The following is a 5,869-nucleotide window of genomic DNA, read 5'->3' on the forward strand; positions in this document are numbered from 1 at the left end:
GCCTCGGCGGCGGGCTCCGAAGGCGCCGCAACCGCCGCAGGCGCGCTCACCGGCTTGCGCCCGCCCAGTCCGCGCTCCTTGGCGAGGTTGGAACGGGTCTCGCTGTAGCCCGGGGCGACCATCGGATAGTCGCTCGGCAACCCCCACTTGCGGCGGTACTCGTCCGGGCTCATGCCGCGGGACGCCAGATGGCGTCTCAGCATCTTGTAACGTCTATTGTCTTCGAAACTGATGATCGCATCGTGTGTCACGGATTTGCGGATCTGCACCGGCGTCAGCTTGGACGCTTCGACCGCTTCGGCAGCTTCTTCGGCCGCAGGGGCGCCAACAGCGCGGATGCTGGCGGTGATATTGGCGATCACCATGGGTATTTCGGATGGCGTCACATGGTTGCCGTTGAAATAAGCCGCAGCCACCTGCCCGACAATCTTTTGAAGTTCTATCTGATCTGACACGCGCTGCGCTCCTATTGCGCCAAGCCTTCATAAGGTCTCGGCCAGCTCCAAACAAAAACGCTCGCTTTGTCAACTCCCGGCCAGAGGATTAGAGCCGCCGAGCGCCTTCCAGGCTCGAGACGCAGGACACTGGCTGTCCATATCGCCTTGACGCCGGCCGGGCTATGACCTTGGTGCACCTGATGCAGCACGCTCGTCGGCATCCGCGCAAGGATCAGATCCGGAACGCCTTTTCCGCGGCCCTCGACTATGACGGCCGCGCCCCGGTCCAGCGCCGCGCCGCAGCGCGTCTGGCCGAACGCATCGGCGCCCTCGCCCTGCCTGAGGACGCCAGGATCCTGGAAGTGGGCTGCGGGACCGGCTTCGTGGGCCAGGCGCTCGGTCCACATCTTCCGCGGGCGAGATGGTGGGCGACGGATATCTCGCCGGAAATGGTCCGGCGCGCCCAGGCGGCGCTCGCCAAGGACCCCCGCTTCGAATTCGCCGTTCTCGACGCCGAAGATCCGCGGCCGCTGGCAGAGGCCGGGCCGTTCGATCTGATCTGTTCGAGCTTCGCCGCGCAGTGGTTCTCCGATCTCGAGGGCGTCCTGGCGGGACTGTCACGTCTCCTGCAGCCGCACGGACGCATGCTGATCACCACCCTGGCTTCCGGCTCGTTCGCCGAATGGCGGCAGGCGCACGCCGACCTCGGCCTCTCGCCAGGCGGACCCACCTATCCCGGGGCCGATGCGCTGCGCCGGCTGACGCCCGGCGGGCTCGCCTGCGAGGTGGACGTTTACGAGGACGCGGAGGCCTTCACCTCGGGCCGCGAGTTCCTGGCGTCGCTTCGTTCGATCGGCGCGACGACCCCGCGGCAGGACCACGTTGCGCTGGGTCCGGCCGAGATCCGCCGCGTGCTGCGCCGGTTCGAACAGCTCGGCGGCGTCATCACCTACCGGATCGCGACCCTCGACCTGCGCCGTTCGCCGCCTCCAGCGCCAGCTGCTCCGCCCGCCGGCGGGCGCGCGTCTCGGCGCTGTTGACGATGGCCCAGCGCACGGTGCGGCCCAGCACCTGAACGCCCAGGCGCGCAGCGCCGCGGCGGGGGACGGAGATGTGAAAGCCGTGCAGGCTGGCCGCCCAGTCGGGCAGCAGGTCCCGCGCCGCGTCGAACACGAGCGCCATCGCCGGCGCCGCGGCGACATTGGGCGGAGCCTGGGCGAAGAGCGCCCGGGCGACTTCGCGTGTGCGACGGTCGTAGCGCAGCTTCGGGCGGACGGCGCGCAAATAGGCCGCCATTTCCGCGCGGCTCTGGGGCGGGCAGACCGCGCCCAATCTGCGGGCGATCTCGGCGGTCTCGCGGAAATAGCGGTCCTGCTCGGCGGGGGGGAACCCTGGATCGACGTAGCGCAGATAGGCGGCCAGGAATGCGCTGACCTCGGCCGCGTGCACCCAGGTCAGCAGATCGGGGTCGTCGGCGGAATAGGCCGCGCCGTCGGGCAGCGTACCGGCCACCCGTGCGTGGATGGCGCGGACGCGGTCGATATGGCCCTGGGCCTCGGCCCGATCGCCATAGGTCGTCCCGGCGATGAAGCGGGCGGTGCGCCGGAGCCGGCCGGCCATGTCGGAGCGGAAATTGGAATGGTCCCACACGCCCGCGAGCGCGCCAGGGTGCAGCATCTGCATCAGCAAGGCCGCAATCCCGCCGACCATCATGCTGGTGAAGTCGCCGTGCACCTTCCAGCAGGCGCTGTCCGGGCCGAAGAAGCCGGTATCCTGCCGGTTGCGCTCCACGGTGTCGTCGCCCGTGCCGCCGACAAGCGCGCGAACCTGATGGACGATCGCCTGTCGGATAGGCCCTTGGCCGAGCGGCTGGGGTGCGAGCAGCGGCATGCCAAATGAAGATAGCGGGCGACGGGGCGGTCCGGAAGCTGCGCACCGGGGCAGGCGGCGAACAGCGCAGGGTGACGAGATCGCGGAAAAAGTGTACAGTGCGGTCTACAAAATTAGGGCCGCCGAGCCCCAAAGGGAGGATGGGTTGCGTCTCAGGACCGAAGAGAAGCGGCGTGCAATTCTCGAGGCCGCCAGGAGCGTCTTTCTCGAGCGGGGCTATGACGCGGCGAGCATGGCCGAGGTGTCGGCCCGGGCCGGCGGCTCCAAGCAGACCCTCTACAGCTATTTTTCCTCGAAGGAGGAACTGTTCGTCGCCGTCATCCTGGAGGTCGGCGGGCCCATCTTCGAGCCGCTGTTCGAGAACCTCCGCGCGAGCCGGGATCTTCCGCGGGCGCTGCGCGATCTGGCCGTCGCCTACCTGCGGCTGATCTCCCAGGAGGAGTTCCTCGCCTACCGGCGCATCATCCTGGCGGAGGGCGCCAAGTCGAACCTCGGCCGCCTCGCCTTCGAGAATGGCCCCAAGCGCTGTTGGGACAGGCTGGCGGACGCGTTTCGCGACGCCATGGATCAGGGACGCATGCGGCGCGCCGATCCATGGCGCGCTGTGGGCCACTTCTTCGGCCTGTGCAACGCCGGACCGGCGGAGCGCCTGCTGGAGGGCGTGATCATGACGGTGTCTGATGCAGAGCTGGTCGAGACGGCCGAGGCCGCCGCCGAGGTCTTCATCCGCGGCTACGAGGTGCGGGACGCAGACGCCGAGCTGCCCTCGGGGCGGGACGGGCGATTGCGCCGGCACGCGGCGAGCGCTTCGCTCACTCCGTAAGCACCCACCCTCTATTTGTTCTTGTTTTGTTCTGGTCGGCGGCAGATGGTGCAGTCATGCCTGCCCGCGGCCGAGGCGCCAAATCCAATCGCACGGGCCGCTTCGAAAGCCTTGCGCGCGAAGCTTTCGACGACGGCTGGCTGGACGAACAGGGCCCGCAGCAAATCGATACGATCGTTGCGCCGATGAAATCGCGCACAATCATCGCGAAGAACAATAGCCCGGACGTAGGCTTCAGCCGCTCCATTAATCCCTATCGCGGATGTAGCCACGGCTGCATCTATTGCTACGCGAGGCCGGCGCACGCCTACCTCGGCCTGTCGCCCGGCCTCGACTTCGAAACCAAGATTTTCTTCAAGCCGCAAGCCGCACGCCTGCTGGAGGCCGAGCTCTCGCGTCCCAGCTACAGGCCCGACGTCATTCACATCGGCGGAGACACCGATCCCTATCAGCCGGACGAGAAGCGGCTGCGGGTCACCCGCGAGGTGCTCGAAACGCTGCAGCGCTTCAACCATCCGTTCTCGATCATCACGAAGTCAGCCCTCATTCAACGCGACCTCGACATCCTCGCTGACATGGGCGGCCGCCGGCTGGCCCGCGCGGCCGTGTCGGTCACGACGCTCGACCGGCGTTTGGCGCGGAGCATGGAGCCGAGAGCCGCCACGCCGGAGCGCCGACTCGAGACCATCCGCGCGCTCGCCGAGGCTGGCGTGCCGACGATCGTCATGTTCGCCCCGGTCATCCCCGGTCTGAACGATGCCGAACTCGAGGCGGTTCTTGAAAAGGCTGCGGCGGCCGGCGCGGTCGGGGCGGGGTACGTGACGCTGAGGCTGCCGCTCGAGATCAAGGATATTTTCGAAGAATGGCTCCAGGCCGACCACGCCGATCGCGCTCGCCGCGTGATGTCGATTGTCCGGCAGATGAGAGGCGGGATGGCCTATCGATCCGACTGGGGCAAGCGAATGACCGGCGAAGGCCCAGTCGCGGAAATCCTCAAGCAGCGGTTTCAACTTGCAAGAAGGCGCTACGGCCTCGACCGAAAGCTGGCTTCTCTCGATTTGTGCGCGTTCTCAAAGCCGGCTGGCGACCCAGCCCAGCTGCTGCTGTTCTGATTGTTCATTGGCCGCCCGAACGAGAACAGGTCGAGAACCCAAGACAAGGCGCGCCCATCCAAAGACATAACGGTGATGGGAACAAACATAACCGAAAGCTAGCCGTCCCGCCCCTTCTCGTCCCCAGGTTGCCGCCGGCTGGATGTAGTCGCCGCAACCTACATCCTTGGATTGATAACGACGTTCTTCCATTTAAGCTCGCGCTAAGAGTTCATGGTGACAATTGAAACCACCAACCTGGGAGGGAAATCATGGAAAGCCTCGGCGAGGTGTTCCCCGTCCTGCGCCTGGCCGCCCGGGCCGAGCGCGCCATTTTGCGGACCGACCGTCTGATGGCCCATCGCCGGCGCCCCCAAGCGCGGCTGGCCCACCTCGAGCACAACGACGGCCTGGCCATCACCATGCCCGAGCTCGAGGCGCTCACCCTTTGCCACCGCGGCCAGTACGCACGCGTGGACTGGCGGCCGATCGCCGCGCGCCCGCTGGCGGCGGCGCCGGTGCGCACGCAAGAGGGCGAGACGGCCTATCACCAGGCCTGCGCCCGGGTCGCCCTCTACAACACCGAGATCCTGACGGCGCGGAAGCTGCTGGACGGGGACGCGGTGGCCGCGCGCGAGGTGATCACCCTGAACACCAAGCTCTCCGCGCTGAAGGCCAGCATGAACGGCCTGGGGCTGGCCGCGCCGGAAGAGCACCGGCTGGTCGCCGTGGTCGAGGCGATCGAGCAGGACGACGTCCCCTATGAGCGGATCACGCCGGGCGATCTGCGCACGGCGCGCCGGGAGCCCTTCACTTTGGCCGAGCGGCGGCAGATCCACCTGGCCTGCCTCTGCGCGCTGGCCCTGCGGGCAGGCGCGGAGCTGATCAGCGTCCTGCCCGAGCCGGAGATCGAGGTGGCGATCATGGTCGACATGCCGTGCGCCGACAGCGGGCGACCGACGCCGCGGCCCGTGCTTCAGCTCTTGATGACCGCCGACGCGCTCGCCCGCCCCGATTGGAGGACGGCCGATGCGATCACGCTGGCCGCCGCGCTCGGCGCACGGATGGATTGGTCGATCGAAACGGGCTTCGCCCCGATCACGCTCGCGCCGCTCGCCGGCGCGCCGCTGACCCTGGCGCGGTCGGCCTGAGGCGGATCACGCCGCTTCGGCCCCCCCGCCCCCGGCATGGCGCGGCCAGGCGGCGGCGGGTTGGCCAGCGCGACTGAACATTCGGCGTCTACCGAGAGAACTGCGCCACGAGCTCGATGTGCGACGACCAGAGGAACTGGTCGACCGGCAAGAGCCGCTCCAGCGCGAAGCCCGCATCCACAAGCTGGCGCGCGTCGCGGGCGAAGGTCGCCGGATTGCAGGAGACGGCGACCACGCGCGAGACCTTGGAGCGGGCGATCTCGGCGGTCTGCTCGGCCGCGCCGGCGCGCGGCGGGTCGAAGACCACGACGTCGACCTTCTTCAGCTCCTCGGCGAGCACCGGCCGGCGGACGAGGTCGCGGGCCTCGGCGGCGACGCCTTTCAGGCCGGGCGCGGAGGCGAGCGCGCTGGTCAGCGCCTGCACCGCCTCGGCGGCGAAGTCGGCGGCGTGCACCGGGGCGATCTCGGCCAGGCGGA

6 protein-coding genes and 1 pseudogene are annotated in these 5,869 nt (G+C 68.4%); 4 read left to right on the forward strand and 3 right to left on the reverse strand.

Annotation, left to right across the window (positions count from 1 at the left end; all coding sequences use genetic code 11):
* Positions 1–455: MucR family transcriptional regulator (locus VJS38_RS05725; protein ID WP_324087194.1), on the reverse strand; the 455-nt coding region annotated here is incomplete at its 3' end.
* A gap of 182 nt (positions 456–637) precedes the next feature.
* Between VJS38_RS05725 and VJS38_RS05730 the strand changes: the two genes are divergently transcribed.
* The gene (locus VJS38_RS05730) at positions 638–1,477 is read left to right on the forward strand and encodes a methyltransferase (protein WP_324087195.1); all 840 of its coding nucleotides are present in this window, start codon (positions 638–640) and stop codon (positions 1,475–1,477) included.
* On the opposite strand, the gene VJS38_RS05735 is transcribed toward VJS38_RS05730, so the two are convergent.
* Complete coding sequence (locus tag VJS38_RS05735) at positions 1,383–2,327, reverse strand: oxygenase MpaB family protein (RefSeq protein ID WP_324087196.1); 945 nt, start codon at positions 2,325–2,327, stop codon at positions 1,383–1,385. The genes VJS38_RS05730 and VJS38_RS05735 overlap by 95 nt on opposite strands.
* A gap of 145 nt (positions 2,328–2,472) precedes the next feature.
* Between VJS38_RS05735 and VJS38_RS05740 the strand changes: the two genes are divergently transcribed.
* From VJS38_RS05740 to VJS38_RS05750, 3 genes are all read left to right on the forward strand, one after another.
* Positions 2,473–3,150 carry a TetR/AcrR family transcriptional regulator gene (locus VJS38_RS05740; RefSeq protein WP_324087197.1) on the forward strand — a complete coding sequence of 226 codons (678 nt, stop codon included), beginning with the start codon at positions 2,473–2,475 and terminating at the stop codon, positions 3,148–3,150.
* A 56-nt stretch (positions 3,151–3,206) separates the two neighbouring features.
* A complete protein-coding gene (locus VJS38_RS05745) occupies positions 3,207–4,262 on the forward strand; it encodes a PA0069 family radical SAM protein (RefSeq protein ID WP_324087198.1) in 1,056 nt (351 codons plus the stop codon).
* Between the two features lie 251 nt (positions 4,263–4,513).
* Positions 4,514–5,392, forward strand: coding sequence for a hypothetical protein (locus VJS38_RS05750; RefSeq protein WP_324087199.1), 879 nt, complete (start codon positions 4,514–4,516; stop codon positions 5,390–5,392).
* 88 nt (positions 5,393–5,480) lie between these two features.
* On the opposite strand, the pseudogene VJS38_RS05755 reads toward VJS38_RS05750, so the two are convergent.
* Positions 5,481–5,869: pseudogene (locus VJS38_RS05755) on the reverse strand (RNA methyltransferase); the annotation flags it as partial.

The sequence above is a fragment of the Phenylobacterium sp. genome (genome assembly GCF_035276905.1).
In the GTDB taxonomy this organism is placed as follows: domain Bacteria; phylum Pseudomonadota; class Alphaproteobacteria; order Caulobacterales; family Caulobacteraceae; genus Phenylobacterium.

What these genes read in the sequence shown, in the direction of transcription:
- VJS38_RS05735 (WP_324087196.1), bottom strand. Translation starts at nt 2,327, where the DNA reads ATGCCGCTGCTCGCACCCCAGCCGCTCGGCCAAGGGCCTATCCGACAG.
- VJS38_RS05730 (WP_324087195.1), top strand. Translation starts at nt 638, where the DNA reads ATGCAGCACGCTCGTCGGCATCCGCGCAAGGATCAGATCCGGAACGCC.
- VJS38_RS05745 (WP_324087198.1), top strand. Translation starts at nt 3,207, where the DNA reads ATGCCTGCCCGCGGCCGAGGCGCCAAATCCAATCGCACGGGCCGCTTC.
- VJS38_RS05750 (WP_324087199.1), top strand. Translation starts at nt 4,514, where the DNA reads ATGGAAAGCCTCGGCGAGGTGTTCCCCGTCCTGCGCCTGGCCGCCCGG.